Below are 16,634 nucleotides of genomic sequence, written 5' to 3'. Positions count from 1 at the left end.
TAAATATGAGTAAAAAGAGGAATCTAGCTGCATATTCATTTATAGCACCACATCTAGTTCTTTTTCTTCTATTCTTCTTAATTCCAGCCGTAGTTGGTATATATGTTTCATTTACTAAATGGGATATATATACAGATCCCCAATGGGTAGGTTTTAAGAATTATTATGAAATATTACTAAATAGCGAATCAATTTTTTATGAACAATTTTGGAATGGTTTAAAAAATACATTTATATTTTCAGTTTTAACAATTCCTTTCTGCATTATAATTCCGTTATTATTTGCTGTACTTCTAAATAATAAGCCTAAAGGCTATAAATTTTTTCAATCTGTATTTTATGTTCCAGGATTACTTTCAATTTCAGCTGTAATGTTAGCGTGGAATTTTATGTTTAATAAAACATTTGGATTAGTTAATAATATTACTAATTTAGATATAAATTGGGGAAGCACATTCCCTTGGTATTGGATAGCATTAGTTATTATAACTGTTTGGTGGTGTATTGGTGGTAATATGGTAATTTATCAAGCAGCTATTGCAAGTGTTTCAAAGGATTATTATGAAGCGGCTTCTATAGATGGAGCGGGACATGTTAAACAGTTTTTTAAAATTACTTTACCATCAATAAAAAATCAAATTTTATATACGTTAGTTATGACAACAATCGCACAATTTAATATATATGGACAACCTTTAATGTTTAATAATGGTGGCCCCAATGGTGCCAATAGAGTTTTATTAATGTACATTAGAGAATTAGGATTTGGACAAGGAAATTCATTAGCAGGCATGGCTTCAGCAATGGCTGTATTGCTTGGTATTTGCATTTTATTTATTTGTATTTTACAAGCTATTTTGTCAAAGGATGATGATGCAGCCTTAGAAAAAAAACAAAGAAAGATGAATAAAAAATTGAATAAGAAATTTGCTAATGCTACCTATAGCGTAAATGAAGGAGGGAGATAATATGGAGCGAAAGATTAAGAAAAAAAAGTTTAATTATAAAAAAATAGCATGCTTTTTATTAATTTTAGTACTCGCTATAGTTTGGATTGTACCATTAGTTTGGACCCTTTTAACATCATTTAAGTCAGAGGTAGAAGTACAAACAATTGGATTTAGCATCTTACCTGCAAAATGGGTAGTTGAAAATTATATTGATGTATTATCAGATACAACTGTTACGCCTATAATTAAGTGGTTTTCTAATTCCCTTTTTGTTTCTATATCTCATACTATTTTAGCGATAATAATTAGTTCAATGTCAGCTTATGCATATTCAAGATTAAACTTTAAAGGCAAAAATACTATTTTTAGTTTTTTGCTAATGACAATGATGTTTCCATCTATTGTAAATTTGATTCCATTATATAAAATAATGGATAGTTTGAATTGGGTAAATACAGTATGGGCGTTGATTTTCCCTGGGCTTGGAGGCGTAGTTAATATATTTTTAATAAGACAATTTATGATGGGAATTCCAAAAGAGTACGATGAATCAGCTAGAGTTGATGGTGCAGGTTCATTGAAAATTTATACTAAGATTATATTACCATTATGTAAGCCTATATTAATAATAGTTGGATTATTCTCATTTACAGGTTCTTGGAATGATTTCTTATGGCCAACGATCATTATGAATGATACTCATAAACTGACATTAACAGCAGGTTTAAGAACTTTGCAGGCTGGTTATAGCATAAAAGTAGCTCACTTAATGGCGGTAACAATATTAGCGATGTTACCTACACTAATTTTATATCTAGTAGCACAAAAATATTTTATGGAAGGATTGTCTTTACAATCAGGAGTTAAAGGCTAGAATTTAGGAGGAATAAATATGACAGTGAATATACCAAGAAATGAATACCCACGCCCACAATTTATAAGAGAAGATTGGATTAACTTAAATGGTGAATGGGCATTTGATTTTGATGATGGTAATGTAGGGGTAAAGGATGAATGGTACAAGAGCCTACAATTAGGTAGAAGTATAGTGGTTCCTTATGCGTACCAGACTGAACTTTCAGGAATAAATATTAAGGAATTTCACGATATAGTATGGTATTCAAAAACTTTTGATTTAGATGAAGTTATGAAGAATAAAAGAAATATATTACATTTTGGTGCTGTTGATTATAAAGCGGATTTATGGATAAATGGAGAACATTTATTTACGCATGAAGGTGGTCATGTACCTTTTTCAGTAGAAATAACAAATGTTATAAAAGAAAGAGATAATTTAATTGTTTTAAGAGTTGAAGATTATGCAACTGATTTAGAACTACCAAGAGGAAAGCAGTTCTGGAGAAAAGAGTCACATGGAATATTCTATACTAGAACTACAGGAATTTGGCAAACTGTTTGGATAGAGCCAGTAAACGAAGTATATTTAAAGAAAGTATGGCTTACTCCAGATTTAGATAAAAAGACGGTTTTAGCTGAATATGAAGTTGAAGGTGATATTACTGATATTACATTAGGTGTAGAAATATCAGTTAAAGATACAGTTATAGTTAATGATAAAATATCGTTAATGAGTAAAAGAGAAAAGAGAGCTTTTGGTTTGAATCAAGAGTTAACATTAGATTGGAATCATCAGGAATCTTTAGCGTGGAGTCCAGAAAATCCGATTCTTTTCAATATTACATTTAGTATTTATAAGAACAATTCTATTATTGATACAGTAAAATCATATTTCGGATTAAGAAAAGTTGAAATAGTAGATGGTGTCTTTATGTTAAATAATAGACCATATTATCAAAAACTATTACTTGATCAAGGATATTGGGAAGAATCATTACTTACAGCGCCAACAGATGAAGATTTCATTAAAGATATTGAGTTATGTAAACAAATGGGTTTCAATGGTGTAAGAAAACACCAAAAGATAGAAGATCCAAGATTCTTATATTGGGCAGATAAATTAGGATTACTTGTTTGGGGAGAAATTGCTAATGCATATGTATATTCAAGAAGATATGTTAAGATGCTGAATGATGAATGGATTCAAATGATTGAAAGAGATTATAATCATCCTTCAATAGTTGCATGGACTCCTCTAAATGAATCTTGGGGAGTAGATTCAATAATGAACAACAAAGAACAACAAGCTCATTCAGCAGCTATGTATTGGTTAACAAAGTCCTTAGATCAAACAAGAGTTGTTATTTCTAATGATGGATGGGAGCATACCAAAACAGACCTTCTTACAATTCATGATTATGAATATAGAAATGAAGTTTTAACAGAGAGATATTCTTGTTTACCTAATATCTTAAAAACAAAACATTCAGGAAGAGGTATGTTTGCAAAAGGATGGGAGTATGATGGACAGCCAATTATTATTTCTGAAATGGGTGGAATTTCTTATCAAAAAAGTGAATGGGAAGGATGGGGATATTCTGCTGCAACATCAGATGAAGATTTCATTTTAAGATACTACAATGTAATAGATCCAATGCTAAAATCAGATTTGATTCAGGGATTTTGTTATACTCAATTAACTGATGTTGAACAAGAAATAAATGGATTACTTACTTATGCTAGGAATCCAAAGGTTGATGTAGGTATTATAAAGGCGATAAATGAAGGCAGATGGACACCAGATACTAAATAAAGCTAATATTTATATAAGATGAGTTAGTGTAATTAGTATTTATAAATACCAATTGCACTAATATATATTGTAAAATGGAGGAATAATATGAAAGGAATAAATAGAAAGTTTGAAAGAAATATGGTACTTATAGGTTCAATATGGCAATTGCTATCTGGATTTACTACTATATTTATCTATGCCACATATATAAAGACTAAAGGAGTAGGACTAGATAATCTTTCACAAGTAGATATTACTTCAATTCAGCTACTTTTAGATAATGTATATATATTATCAACAACAATTGGATTTATTTTTATATTTATGGGTTTTATAAATTTATTTATTTATAAAAGTCTAAGGTATACTACAGTTGAAAAAAAGAAGAGTATCTGGTTAATAATTTCCTCTATAATTTGTTATCTATTAATGGATTTCATTTCAGCGATTATATTTATGGTATCTGGAGTAATTATGTTAGCTAAAAATAAAGCTATTGTACAAGTTAATAATGAATTAGTAAATTTAAAAAGTAATTAAGAGAAAGCTTTTTAATTAGCATATTAAATATACTAACTTTTCATAATTTATATTTTATTTAGATATAAATTTCATAAGATTCTATTTAAGTAAATCATGGCTAGAGTGTATTAAAATATATTAAAAATGTATTTAAAACATGTCTAGCTTTTTGCATTTATATAATTGATATTCTTTATATGGAAAATGAATCTAATACAAAAGAAGTTATTATAGAGTTTAGTAATAAAGAAGAATTTGCTATTTCAGAGATTATAATAATGGGTAAAAGAATTTAAAATTTTTAAAAAATATCCGAAAATATGTTTTTTTGATGTTAAAATATTTTTTTTGCAAAGGTTTACCTCTAAGGCACTTTTATTGTTTAAAGACACTAATTATAGTATAATATAGCTAGAAATTAAGAAAGATAATATTAGAATATTGTCAAACATAGATTTGAATAAAAAACTTGGAGGGAATTATGGCGAAGAAACCTGTAATGTTAATGATATTAGATGGATTTGGAATAGCTCCAAAGTCTGATGGAAATGCTGTTGAAGCAGCAAATAAACCGAATTTTGATAGATTAATGGCAAAGTATCCACATACTCAATTACAAGCTAGTGGTTTATATGTAGGATTACCTGATGGACAAATGGGTAACTCTGAAGTAGGACACTTAAATATTGGAGCTGGAAGAATAATATATCAAGAATTAACTAGAATAACTAAAGAAATCAATGAAGGTGGATTCTTTAAGAATGAAGCTTTAACTTTAGCAATTCAAAATGCTAAAGAAAATAATTCTGCACTTCACTTAATGGGATTACTATCAGATGGTGGAGTTCATTCACATATTGATCACTTAAAAGGATTATTAAGCTTAGCAAAAGAAGCAGGATTAACAAAAGTATATGTTCATTGCTTTATGGATGGAAGAGATGTTCCACCATCATCAGGTAAAGAATTTATTGTTGAACTTGAAAATTACATGAAAGAAATTGGTGTAGGTAAGATTGCTACTGTAGCTGGAAGATACTATGCTATGGATAGAGATAATAGATGGGAAAGAGTTGAACTTGCTTACAATGCAATGGTACTTGGAAAAGGTGAAATAGCAGTATCAGCAGTTGAAGCAATAGAAAATTCATATAATGACAATAAAACAGACGAATTTGTTTTACCAGCTGTTATAGATAAAGATGGAATGATTAAAAATGGAGATTCAGTAATATTCTTCAATTTCAGACCGGATAGAGCTAGAGAAATAACTAGAGCTATTAACGATAAGGAATTTACTGGATTTAATAGAGAAACGCTAAATTTAACATTTGTTACGATGACACAATATGATAAAACTTTAGAAGGAGTAAATGTTGCATACAGACCAGAAAGTATAACAAATACTTTAGGTGAATATGTTTCTAACAAGGGATTAAATCAATTAAGAATTGCTGAAACAGAAAAGTATGCTCACGTTACATTCTTCTTCAATGGTGGAGTAGAAAAGGAAAATCCAGGTGAGGATAGAGCTCTTATTTCATCTCCAAAGGTAGCGACATATGATTTAAAACCAGAAATGAGTGCTTATGAAGTAACAGATGAATTAATTAATAGATTAGATTCAGATAAATATGATATGGTTATATTAAACTATGCTAACCCTGATATGGTTGGACATACAGGTGTTATGGAAGCAGCTATTAAGGCTATAGAAACTGTTGACGAATGCTTAGGAAGAGTAGCAGATAAAGTATTAGAAAAAGATGGAACACTATTTATAACTGCTGACCATGGTAATGCAGAAACAATGATTGATTTCTCAACAGGAAATCCATTTACAGCTCATACAACAGATCCAGTTCCATTCCTATGGGTATCAAATAATACTGAAGGAAGAGAATTAAAAGAAGGTAAGCTAGCAGATATAGCACCAACAATGTTAAATGAAATGGGCCTTGAAAAACCAGCTGAAATGACTGGAGAATGTTTAATAGTAAACAAATAGAAATATAGATAAAAGGGACACTTTATATAAGTGCCCCTTTATTATTATTTGAGTTTTGGGGAAAATAAAGGAGCTTTCGCAAATATTTTAACAAATGTGCAATAGTTCCTTTATAGATTTATCTAAAATTTATATTTAACTATTTTTATTTAAAGCTAAATATGAAATTTATAGAGTGCTACCAAAATCGCAAATTATTGATTGACCTGTAATTACGTGGTTTTTATCACTTGCTAAAAATAGAATAGTATCTGCGATATCCTACTGAATTTCTAGTTGTGATTATTGAGACCTTATCTTTTAAACGTCCAATAATATCCTCCTTAAATTAGAGGTCAACATCTTATTTTATTATAAGTATAATACCTTGATATTTTTTTGTCAATAAATATTTCCAAATAAAGGATGAAATTAATTTAAAGCAATCTTTTATTCTAAAATGGAGTAAAAATATTACTAAATAATAACTTTAATCGCATATATTAATATTGATTTTTTATTATTCATAATGAAGGTAGAAAATACTTAGTTTAATTATTAACATATTAATAATGGGATTACATAGTTTGATTATAAAATGAATACTGGAATATTATTTTGATTATCAAAAGATTTGACATTAAAATCGAACAAAGTTATAATATCAATAAAATTGAAATTATTATTTATAGGAGTTGGAATATATGAATATAAAATTGATTACTGATTCGGCATGTGATTTATCTATTGATTATATAAGAGAAAATGATATTGATTTCGCCTCATTAATGGTTAACTTAAATGGAGAGTTTATAAAAGATGATTTAGGACAAACTTTAAATCATGAATATTTCTATAAAGCTTTGAAAGAAGGGGCTATGCCTACTACTACACAAATTAATGTAGGAACATTTCATGAGATTTTTACAAAGCATGTAGAGCAAGGGAAAACTGTACTTTATATAGGTGTATCATCAGCTTTAAGTGGAACTATAAGTAGTGCAGTTACTGCTAGAAATATGGTGCTAGAAGAACATCCAGATGCTAAAATATATATTGTAGATTCTTTATGTGCTTCTGTAGGTGAAGGTGTATTAATATATAAGGCTGTAGAAATGATAAAAAATAACTCATCTATTGAAGATATTGTAGATTATTTAGAATCCATAAAAAGAAAAGTAATTCATCTTATTACAGTGGATGATTTAAATCATTTAAAAAGAGGTGGACGTATTCCAGGAGCTGTTGCAATGGTTGGTGGTTTACTTGGTATTAAACCAACTCTAAAGATAGATAGTGAAGGTAATGTAGTAGCTACAGAAAAAATTAAGGGAAGAAAAAAAGCTTTAAGAAGTTTAGTAGAACAAATGAAGGTTAAGGGAGAAAATATCGAAGAACAAAATATATTCATTTGCCATGCAGATTGTCTTGAAGATGCTCTAGAAGTCAAGAAAATGATATTAAAAGAATTTAATGTCAAGGATGTAATAATAAGTTCTATTGGAGCGGCTATTGGGACTCACGGTGGGCCTGGTACATTAGGATTAATATTTATAGGCGATGAGAGATAGGAAATAATAGAGAAACCTTATATTCAAGGTTTCTTTTTTGTGATTTAAATTATATAAATTAACTAAATAAAGATGTTATAAAAAATATAAAAAATTAATAGTATATAGTAGTAGTATTTTTATAGGAGAGTAATATGCCTAGAACATATTGTTATTCAGCAGATTTTGATGATGAAACTGAAAAACTTTTTAAGGAAGCAGTTTTTCTTGGTGAAGGACATAATGGTATAGTTTATGAACTTCCAAGTAATAAAGCAATTAAGATTTTTCAAGATGCTAAGTGTTGCAAGGAAGAAGGAGAAATATTAAAAAAAGTAAGTAAATCTGAGTATTTTCCAAGAATTTATAATTTAGGTAAATTTTATATAGTGAGAGATAAAATACGGGGAAATAGATTAGATCATTATATTAAGAAAAAAGGATTTAGCTATGAAATTTCTGAACTCTTATATAAACTTATGATAGAATTTAAAAAACTAAATTTTACTAAAATAGATGCTAGATGTAGAGATATATATATAACAAATGATAAGAATATAATGGTTATAGATCCTAAGCAATGTTATAAGAAAAAAGTTAAATATCCAAGACATTTAATGAAAGGATTAGAAAAGGTAGGAGTTTTAGAAAGTTTTATAGAAGATCTTAGAATAATTGATAAAAAAATTGCTATGGATTGGGAAAAAAGGTATAATCAATATTTGCAGAATAGAGAAGTTGAGTGAAAATTATGAATAAAAAATGAGGTGCACTAAAATGTTAAGAAAATGTATAACAGTTTAGTGCATTTTTATTTTATATTTATTATGGAAAATATTATGATTGTAGTATAATGTATATGTAAAGATATAAATAGAAATATCAAGGTGGTAAATATATGAAAAGAATTTTTATTATAACGAGGTATTTATTATTCATAGGTATTTTCTTTATTCTAATTTTTAGGGTTCAAGATATATTAAGAGAACAAGAAAATTATGATGAAAATTTAAAAAAGAAAGTAGTATTAATTTCCCATGTGTACTCAAATCCGTATTGGCAGGATGTTAGAAAAGGAGCTGAAAATGCTGCTAAAGATAAAAATATTATAGTAGAATTTCAAGGTCCAGATTATGCGAGTGTAGATGAAGGATTAAGACTTATTAAAATGGCATACGCATCTAATGTCAGTGGAATAATAACATATGTTCAGGATGGTAGTAAATATAATTCAATTATTAATAAAGTAATAGAGAATGGAATACCTATAGTTACTATAGATTCGGATGCTGAGGAAAGTAAACGTTTATCATATGTTGGCACTGATAATGTAAATGCTGGAAAAGCTGGTGCTAAAGAATTACTTAGGTTATTAGGGAATGAAGGAGATATTGGAATAATATTAGGTGGAATTGAAGTTAAGAATCAAGTTGAAAGAGTTCAAGGCTTTAGAGAGTATATCGAAGCAAATTCTAATGCAAAAATAACTAATATTGAATCATCAGATTCTTATTTATTACAAGCAGAATTAGCTGCTAAGAAAATATTAACAGATAATAATAGTATAGAGGCATTATTTTGCACATCCGCACAGGATGGAATAGGTGCAGCAAAAGCAGTCAAAAATATGAATCTAGTTGGGAAAATTAAAATAGTATGTTTTGATGCATTACCAGAAACTCTTGATTTAATAGAAGAAGGGGTAATAAGTGCTACTATTGCACAAAATCCTTATGTTATGGGACAAGAAGCTGTAAATACTATAGTAGATATAATTGATGGCAAGAATGTTAAAGATATTCAACTTGTAGACGTGTTAGTGATTAATGATTCAAATATAGATGAGTATAAATAACATAAGGAGAACATTAAAAATGAAAAGTTTAAAAAGTAAGATAATAATGTTTGCTATTATTTTGATAATTCCATTAGTTACGAGTAATATAATAACATTAATAATGAGTAAAAGAATTAATGATAATTATAGCCTTATGTTATATAAATTGAATGAAACTAATGATGTTAAAAACTTGCTAAACGAATCTTTTAATTATTTTAGTGAGTATTTTCTAACTAGTGATTTAAAATCTAAGACAACATATGAATACAATATATCTAGGTCAATAGAGAAGCTTTCTACATTAGAAGAAGCTTCTGACATAGAAAGTAGATATATTTTGAGAGATATATCAAATACAATTAGAAGTTATAAAAGTCAAGGTGATAAGACAATACAGTTGTTTACTGAGCACGGTGCTATAGATGCATATTATGATCAGTATATGTCTACTAAGGACATGCTTTCCTACTGTAATTCATTTATTACAAAATTAAATGAAAGTTATATTAAAACAAATAATATCATTTATAATGAGAGCAAAAAGAATGAAGCTGAACTATATAAAATTGTAAGTTTATTTATTACTATAACAACATTTATAATTGCTATTTATACATTTATTTTTATAAAGGATATATTGAATAAATTGCAAGTATTAGTGTACGCATCAAAAAATGTATCAAAGGGTAATTTTAAAGAAATTAAAGCGAAAAAAACAGATATATATGAGATTAATATTTTGTATGAGGCATTTGATAAAATGATTAGAAATTTAAAGGGGTATATAGATTCTCTTAAAGAAAATGCAGAGTTAGAGGCTAAAATTAAAGATGATGAAATGAAATTATTAAAATATGAAAATGCATTGAAGCTATCTCAGTTAAAGGTGTTACAATCACAAATAAATCCACACTTTCTATTTAACACTTTGAATTGTATAAATCAAACAGCTATAAGTGAAAATGCATACAAAACTGAGGAATTGATAACTTCCGCTTCAGGAATGCTTAGGTACAGTTTGAGTATGATGGAGAGAAATGCAACATTAGCAGATGAAATAAATGTGGTCAAGCAGTACATATTTATACAAAAAGTTAGATATGATTATAGATTGACGTTTAATTTAAATATAAATTGTAATATCACAGATATAATTGTACCTGGAATGACTTTGCAACCATTTGTAGAAAATGCATTTATTCATGGAATAGAACCTAAAGAAGACGGAGGATATATTAATATTAATATATTTAAGGAATTAAATGACTGCATAGTAACTATAGAAGATAATGGATGTGGCATTGATGAAGATACATTAAGAAAGATAAAAAGTGGAGGTGGAGAAAAAGAGCATATTGGACATACTACCGGCCTAGGAGTAAAGAGTGTTGTTGATAGATTAGAAATAATGTATGGTGAAAAAGATATGTTCGATATAAGTAGTGAAGAAGGGCAGGGAACTAAAATATTTTTGAGAATTCCAAATAAGGAGTTGAATTATGATGTTAAAAATTCTTATAGCTGACGATGAGAAATATGAGAGGGATTCAGTAATAAAGCTTATAGAAGAAAATTTCAAAGATAAGTTAACTATAGCTCAAGCGAAAAATGGAAGGGAAGCAATTGAAATTTCTGAACAGATTCGACCAGAAATAATAATAATGGATATTAAAATGCCAGGTATAAATGGAATAAAAGCTATTGAAGAAATAAGTAAGAGCGCACCAACCACTTATTTTATTATGTTAACGGCGTATGATTACTTTGATTTTGCAATTGAGGCTGTTAAATTAAATGTTAAAGAATATTTATTGAAACCTTTTATTAGAACTGATTTAATAAACAAAATAAATAATGCAATTGAATTGGTAGAAAAGCAGAAGGCTAAACGGAAAATTGATATAGAAAATGAAGAGAAAATTAACAACTTAATTGGTGTATTAGAAAATGAATTAAGTTATAGCATTATTAATAATACTTTAGATAGTATTGATCATAATATGTATATGGATTATTTGAATTTAGAACTTGATAATGCTTTCGCAATAAGTATAAAAATAATTTCAAGTAATTATAGCAATATATTAAAAAGAAAAATAGGAGAATATATTAATGAATTTTTAAAGTTCAAATATAAATCAATTGGAACATATAGGTTCACAGAAAATATAGTTTGCTTTATTCAAGTAGATAAATATAATGATAAAAGTGAAGAAATAATAGGAAATACTAATATTGCTAATAGTATAAAGAAAGAAATAGAGAGACATTTTAATACTATGGTAAAAATTGGAGTGGGTAATTGTTATAATGGTATCTACCTTATGAATCAATCTTATGAAGAAGCCAATAAAGCCATTAATTATAATAATCAAAATGAAATTGTTCATATAGATAAAATAGATACCTATAAACAAAATCAAGAATTAGATAATGATAAGGTTAAACTTTTTAATAAAGTTAAAGAGTATATTATTAATAATATAAAGGAAGATTTAAATCTAGAAGATATTGCTAATACTTTTAATCTAAGTCCCTACTATTTTAGCAGAAGTTTCAAAGAAGCTATGGGATGTAACTTAACTGATTATATAAATTTAGTAAGAATTAAAAATGCTAAAGAGTTATTAAAGAAAAATGAAATGAGTATTAAGGAAATAGGATATACTGTTGGGTATAGTGATCCCAATTATTTTAGTAAGGTATTTAAAAAATATGAGGGGTATTCTCCAAAGGAATATAAATTTAAATAGCAAAAAAATACTATAAGCATTAGTCTTATAGTATTTTTTTGCCTTTATAATAGTAAAAATTATAAAATTCTAAGCAAATATATGAAGAAATAAAGCAAGTAATTCCATTGAGTTAAACGTATACATATTATATGCTTGATATGTAATCAAATTATATAAGAAAAGGGGAGTTAAAAATGAGAATTAAAAAATTAATTGCTTTAACTTTAACTGCAGCTTTAATGACAGTTGCCATTGGATGTGGAGCTAAAACAGAAAATGGTGGTTCTTCTGATGCTGGAAAGGATTCAAAGGGTAACTTAATTGGAGTTGCGATGCCTACACAATCACTTCAAAGATGGAATCAAGATGGTTCTAATATGAAATCTGAACTTGAAGGAAAAGGATATACAGTTGATTTACAATATGCTAACAACGATGTAAATACTCAAGTTCAACAAATTGAAAATATGATAACAAAAGGATGTAATATATTAGTTATAGCATCAATCGATGGATCAGCATTAACTGACGTTTTAAGCAAGGCTGCTGATAATGATATTAAAGTAATAGCTTATGACAGATTAATAATGCAAAGTGAAAATGTAGACTATTATGCAACATTTGATAATTTTAAAGTTGGGGTTACTCAAGGTCAATATATAGAAGAAAAATTAGATCTAAAGAATGCAGCAGGTCCTTTTAATGTCGAATTATTTGCAGGTTCACCAGATGATAATAATGCAAACTTCTTCTTTGATGGTGCAATGAGTATATTACAACCTTATATAGATAGCGGTAAATTAGTAGTTCCAAGTGGACAAACTAAATTTACTGAAGTTGCTACTCAAGGATGGGATTCAGCAAAAGCACAGGCAAGAATGGATAATATAATTACAGCTAATTATTCTAGCGGTAAAAAGTTAGACGCTATTTTATCATCTAATGATAGTGTTGCTATAGGTGTAGTTGCTTCTCTTCAAAATGCAGGTTATGGTTCAGCAGATAAAGCTTATCCAATTTTAACTGGACAAGACTGTGATAAACCAAATGTAATTGCAATGAAAAATGGACAACAATCTATGTCAGTATTCAAAGATACTAGAACTCTTGCTAAAAAAGTAGTTGAAATGGTAAATGCTTTAGTAGATGGAAAAGAAGCTGAAGTAAATGATACAGAGACATATGATAATGGTGCAAAAGTTGTTCCATCATTCTTATGTGACCCTGTAAGTGTAACTGTTGATAACATTCAAGAAATGTTAATTGATAGCGGATACTATCAAGCATCAGATATAGAATAAAAGATATCATTAAATAAAGAATAAATATATGCTATAGCTGAAGGTTAAATCTCTTTCAGCTATAGCATATCAATGTAGAGAATGAAGGTAGGAGGGAGGAATATAGATGGAAAAGATCATTTTAGAAATGAAGAATATAACAAAGACATTTCCTGGTGTTAAAGCTTTAGATAATGTAAATCTTAAGGTAAAAGAAGGAGAGATACACGCTTTAATTGGAGAAAATGGTGCCGGAAAGTCAACTCTTATGAATGTACTTAGTGGAATATATAGTTATGGAACATATAGTGGAGATATAATTTTTAATGGTGAGTTGTGTAAGTTTAATAATATAAAAGACAGTGAAAGAAAGGGAATAGTTATAATCCATCAAGAATTAGCATTAATACCTGAATTATCTATATCAGAAAATATATATCTTGGAAATGAAAGAGCAAAAGGTCTTATGATTAATTGGAGACAAACAGATATAGAAGCAGCAAAAATGTTAAAAAAAGTTAAGTTAACAGAGAATGTTCATACAAGAATTAAGAATATTAGTGTTGGTAAGCAACAATTAGTAGAAGTAGCAAAGGCAATGGCGAAAGATGTTAAATTATTAATCCTTGACGAGCCTACAGCTGCATTAAATGATAAGGATTCTGAAAGTTTATTACAACTTTTATTAGAACTAAAAAAAGAGGGAATAACCTCAATTCTAATTTCTCATAAATTAAATGAGTTATTAAGAGTGGCAGATAATATAACAGTTCTTAGAGATGGAGCAACCATAAAATCTATGAAAAATGATGGAACTATCAATGAAGATGATATTATTAAATCTATGGTTGGAAGAGAACTTACTAATAGGTACCCTATCCATGAACCTAAAATTGGAGAGGTAGTTTTCCAAGTTAAGGATTGGAATGTGTATGACCCTATTATAGATGATAAGAAGATTATTAAAGACGTTAATATAAATATTAGAAGAGGAGAAATAGTTGGATTATCAGGTTTAATGGGAGCTGGAAGAACAGAGTTTGCTATGAGTGTTTTTGGAAAAGCTTATGGTAGACATATAAGTGGAAGTATTATTAAAGATGGGAAAGAAATTAAAATTAATAATATAAGAGATGCTATAGATTCTGGACTAGCTTATGTAACAGAAGACCGTAAGAATTCTGGTCTAAACTTAATAGATAGTATAAAAAACAATATATCTATAGCAAAAATTAAAAAAATAAGTAAAATGCTATTTGTAGATGGTAATAAAGAAATTGGTGTAACAGAAGACTTTAGAAAGAAGCTTAATATTAAGTCACCATCTATAATACAAAAGGCAGGAAATTTATCCGGCGGAAATCAGCAAAAGGTTGTTTTAAGTAAATGGATATTTACTGATCCAGATGTATTAATATTAGATGAGCCAACAAGAGGAATTGATGTAGGAGCCAAATATGAAATATATAAGATAATAAATGACTTAGCAGACTCTGGGAAGTCAATTTTAGTTATTTCATCTGAGCTTCCAGAAATATTAGGTATATGTGATAGAGTGTACGTAATGAATGCTGGAAGAATAGTTGGAGAATTACCGGGTAAGGAAGCGTCACAAGAAATCATAATGAAATGCATAATGGATAGTAATAAGGAGGTAGTTTAAATGCAAGTAGATGAAAAAGTAGAAGTAAAAGTTAATAAAACATTAGGTGAAACGTTAAAGACCGTATTTAAACACAATGTAAGGCAGTATGGAATGCTTATAGCATTGGTTGTTATTATAATTTTATTCCAAATTTTAACAAAGGGAATACTTTTAGTTCCTATGAATGTAACTAATTTGATTCTACAAAACAGCTATGTATTTATTTTAGCTATTGGTATGACATTATGTATTGTATCTAGTGCAAATATAGACCTTTCTGTTGGATCAGTAGTTGCTTTTATCGGTGCTCTTGCAGGGATACTTATAATTAATCATAAAATGCCAGTACTTCCAGCAATTCTAATTTGTATAGCAGTTGGAGTGGTAATAGGAGTATGGCAAGGATTTTGGATTGCTTATGTTAGAATACCAGCATTTATAGTAACACTATCTAGTATGCTACTATTTAGAGGATTAACAGTAAAGTTACTTCAAGGATTAACTTTAAGTCCATTTCCAAAGTCATTCCAAGCTATAAGTGGAGGATTCTTTCCAGACATATTTGGAGGGACTAATATAAATATTACAACTGTTGTTGTAGGGCTAGTAATATCTGCAATATTTGTTTATATAGAATTGAAAAATAGATCTGAAAAGTTAAAATATAATTTTGAAGTTCTTCCATTACCATTAAGTATAGCTAAGGTTGCATTAATAGTTGGAGCAACTATGCTAATAACTTATTGGCTTGCAGTATATAAAGGAATTCCAATAATGTTTGCAATTATAGGTATTTTAGTGTTAATTTACACAATCATTACTTCTAAAACAATACCTGGAAGATATCTTTATGCTATGGGTGGAAATGAAAAATCAGCAAAGCTTTCAGGTATCAATACTAATAAAGTTTTATTCTTAGTTTATGTTAATATGGCTGTACTTTCTGCAATAGCAGCTATAAGTTTTACATCAAGATTAAATGCAGCATCTCCTCAATCAGGTTTAAACTTTGAATTAGATGCAATAGCAGCTTGTTATATTGGGGGAGCATCAGCTTATGGTGGAGTAGGAACTGTTATCGGTGCTATAATTGGAGCATTAGTAATGGGTGTACTAAATAATGGTATGTCAATACTAGGTGTAGGTAGTGATATGCAAATGGCAATAAAAGGCTTAGTACTTTTAATAGCAGTAGCATTTGATGTATTCAGTAAGAAAAAAGAAAGAGTTTAATTAAAATATAAAATAAAATATTCACCATTTAAAAGGGGCTTTACAAATTATAAAGCCCCTTTTGCATTATATAAATCTCATTGATTATAGTATTAATTATTTCTTCTTTTATTTTCTTTATAGTTTTCATAAGTTAATTATATACTTTAATTTTCTATATATAAGGTTATTATATACAATATAAGTTAATTATTAAATGAAACATTATAAGTAAATACCTCTGATATATAAAAATAATT

At 28.2% G+C, this 16,634-nt stretch carries 13 protein-coding genes; all 13 read left to right on the top strand.

The window, feature by feature from the left end; all coding sequences use genetic code 11:
• Window positions 1–5 precede the first annotated feature (5 nt).
• The 13 genes from QK892_RS13605 (at window position 6) to mmsB (ending at window position 16,395) form a co-directional block, all read left to right on the top strand.
• Entirely contained in the window at window positions 6–968 is a 963-nt protein-coding gene (locus QK892_RS13605) for a carbohydrate ABC transporter permease (RefSeq protein WP_317274086.1), read from the top strand.
• 1 nt (window position 969) lies between these two features.
• Window positions 970–1,824: a carbohydrate ABC transporter permease gene (locus QK892_RS13600; RefSeq protein WP_317274085.1), complete on the top strand. Its 855-nt coding sequence runs from the start codon at window positions 970–972 to the stop codon at window positions 1,822–1,824.
• A gap of 18 nt (window positions 1,825–1,842) precedes the next feature.
• Window positions 1,843–3,621 carry a glycoside hydrolase family 2 protein gene (locus QK892_RS13595; protein WP_317274084.1) on the top strand — a complete coding sequence of 593 codons (1,779 nt, stop codon included), beginning with the start codon at window positions 1,843–1,845 and terminating at the stop codon, window positions 3,619–3,621.
• 87 nt (window positions 3,622–3,708) lie between these two features.
• A complete protein-coding gene (locus QK892_RS13590; protein WP_317274083.1) occupies window positions 3,709–4,143 on the top strand; it encodes a hypothetical protein in 435 nt (144 codons plus the stop codon).
• Between the two features lie 463 nt (window positions 4,144–4,606).
• The gene (gene gpmI / locus QK892_RS13585) at window positions 4,607–6,133 is read left to right on the top strand and encodes a 2,3-bisphosphoglycerate-independent phosphoglycerate mutase (RefSeq protein WP_317274082.1); all 1,527 of its coding nucleotides are present in this window, start codon (window positions 4,607–4,609) and stop codon (window positions 6,131–6,133) included.
• Between the two features lie 683 nt (window positions 6,134–6,816).
• On the top strand, window positions 6,817–7,683 hold the full coding sequence (locus QK892_RS13580) for a DegV family protein (protein ID WP_317274081.1): 867 nt from the start codon (window positions 6,817–6,819) through the stop codon (window positions 7,681–7,683).
• A 134-nt stretch (window positions 7,684–7,817) separates the two neighbouring features.
• The gene (locus QK892_RS13575) at window positions 7,818–8,408 is read left to right on the top strand and encodes a protein kinase (RefSeq protein WP_317274080.1); all 591 of its coding nucleotides are present in this window, start codon (window positions 7,818–7,820) and stop codon (window positions 8,406–8,408) included.
• Between the two features lie 152 nt (window positions 8,409–8,560).
• Entirely contained in the window at window positions 8,561–9,517 is a 957-nt protein-coding gene (locus QK892_RS13570) for a substrate-binding domain-containing protein (RefSeq protein WP_317274079.1), read from the top strand.
• A gap of 19 nt (window positions 9,518–9,536) precedes the next feature.
• Complete coding sequence (locus tag QK892_RS13565; RefSeq protein ID WP_317274078.1) at window positions 9,537–11,027, top strand: sensor histidine kinase; 1,491 nt, start codon at window positions 9,537–9,539, stop codon at window positions 11,025–11,027.
• Complete coding sequence (locus QK892_RS13560; protein WP_317274077.1) at window positions 11,002–12,255, top strand: response regulator; 1,254 nt, start codon at window positions 11,002–11,004, stop codon at window positions 12,253–12,255. The genes QK892_RS13565 and QK892_RS13560 overlap by 26 nt, the downstream gene beginning before the upstream one ends.
• 182 nt (window positions 12,256–12,437) lie before the next feature.
• Window positions 12,438–13,538 carry a multiple monosaccharide ABC transporter substrate-binding protein gene (gene chvE, locus QK892_RS13555; RefSeq protein ID WP_394855035.1) on the top strand — a complete coding sequence of 367 codons (1,101 nt, stop codon included), beginning with the start codon at window positions 12,438–12,440 and terminating at the stop codon, window positions 13,536–13,538.
• A gap of 106 nt (window positions 13,539–13,644) precedes the next feature.
• Window positions 13,645–15,180, top strand: a complete 1,536-nt coding sequence (mmsA, locus tag QK892_RS13550) for a multiple monosaccharide ABC transporter ATP-binding protein (protein WP_317274075.1) — start codon at window positions 13,645–13,647, stop codon at window positions 15,178–15,180.
• Entirely contained in the window at window positions 15,181–16,395 is a 1,215-nt protein-coding gene (gene mmsB, locus QK892_RS13545; protein ID WP_317274074.1) for a multiple monosaccharide ABC transporter permease, read from the top strand.
• Window positions 16,396–16,634: the final 239 nt, after the last annotated feature.

It is taken from the genome of Clostridium lamae (genome assembly GCF_033043255.1).
Classification (GTDB): domain Bacteria; phylum Bacillota; class Clostridia; order Clostridiales; family Clostridiaceae; genus Clostridium; species Clostridium lamae.
Note: the sequence above shows the minus strand (reverse complement) of the source record. Positions and strands in the feature narration are given on the sequence as shown.

Bases quoted from the DNA above. Each gene is read 5' to 3' on its own strand.
- QK892_RS13600 (WP_317274085.1), top strand. From the start codon at position 970: ATGGAGCGAAAGATTAAGAAAAAAAAGTTTAATTATAAAAAAATAGCA.
- QK892_RS13575 (WP_317274080.1), top strand. From the start codon at position 7,818: ATGCCTAGAACATATTGTTATTCAGCAGATTTTGATGATGAAACTGAA.
- QK892_RS13560 (WP_317274077.1), top strand. From the start codon at position 11,002: ATGATGTTAAAAATTCTTATAGCTGACGATGAGAAATATGAGAGGGAT.
- QK892_RS13570 (WP_317274079.1), top strand. From the start codon at position 8,561: ATGAAAAGAATTTTTATTATAACGAGGTATTTATTATTCATAGGTATT.
- QK892_RS13565 (WP_317274078.1), top strand. From the start codon at position 9,537: ATGAAAAGTTTAAAAAGTAAGATAATAATGTTTGCTATTATTTTGATA.
- QK892_RS13580 (WP_317274081.1), top strand. From the start codon at position 6,817: ATGAATATAAAATTGATTACTGATTCGGCATGTGATTTATCTATTGAT.
- mmsA (WP_317274075.1), top strand. From the start codon at position 13,645: ATGGAAAAGATCATTTTAGAAATGAAGAATATAACAAAGACATTTCCT.
- mmsB (WP_317274074.1), top strand. From the start codon at position 15,181: ATGCAAGTAGATGAAAAAGTAGAAGTAAAAGTTAATAAAACATTAGGT.
- QK892_RS13595 (WP_317274084.1), top strand. From the start codon at position 1,843: ATGACAGTGAATATACCAAGAAATGAATACCCACGCCCACAATTTATA.
- QK892_RS13590 (WP_317274083.1), top strand. From the start codon at position 3,709: ATGAAAGGAATAAATAGAAAGTTTGAAAGAAATATGGTACTTATAGGT.
- gpmI (WP_317274082.1), top strand. From the start codon at position 4,607: ATGGCGAAGAAACCTGTAATGTTAATGATATTAGATGGATTTGGAATA.
- QK892_RS13605 (WP_317274086.1), top strand. From the start codon at position 6: ATGAGTAAAAAGAGGAATCTAGCTGCATATTCATTTATAGCACCACAT.